Annotated in this window: 1 protein-coding gene; it reads right to left on the bottom strand. The window is 65.8% G+C overall.

What is annotated here, in order from left to right:
- Positions 1–407, bottom strand: a 407-nt coding sequence (locus B3M52_RS08670) for an HAD family hydrolase (RefSeq protein WP_286749409.1), incomplete at both ends; no start/stop codon positions are given.

Raw genomic sequence — 407 nt, 5'->3', positions numbered from 1 at the left:
TCCAGCCAGCGGCGGTTGCCCAGGCGCGCGGTTTGTCCATCCAGCTCGCCCTGCACGCCTTTGCCGTTGAGGGCTTCGAAGCGGGTGACATTGTCCGGCGTTGCCCCTTGGTCCTTCGCCTTCGCCATAATGGCTTCGGCCAACGGGTGCTCCGAGTGTTGTTCCAGACCGGCGGCCAGGGCCAGCAACCTGCCGGTATCGCCGTCGGTGGCATGGAAACGGGTGACGGCCGGGTGACCCTCGGTAATGGTGCCAGTCTTGTCCAGGATCACCAGATCCAGCTTGCCGGCCGTCTGCAGGGCGTCCCCCTGGCGAATCAGTGCGCCGTATTCGGCCGCCTTGCCGACGCCCACCATCACTGACATAGGCGTGGCAAGCCCAAGGGCACAGGGGCAGGCGATGATCAG

The sequence above is a fragment of the Marinobacter sp. UBA2688 genome (assembly GCF_002352785.1).
Lineage (GTDB): Bacteria > Pseudomonadota > Gammaproteobacteria > Pseudomonadales > Oleiphilaceae > Marinobacter > Marinobacter salarius.
Note: the sequence above shows the minus strand (reverse complement) of the source record. Positions and strands in the feature narration are given on the sequence as shown.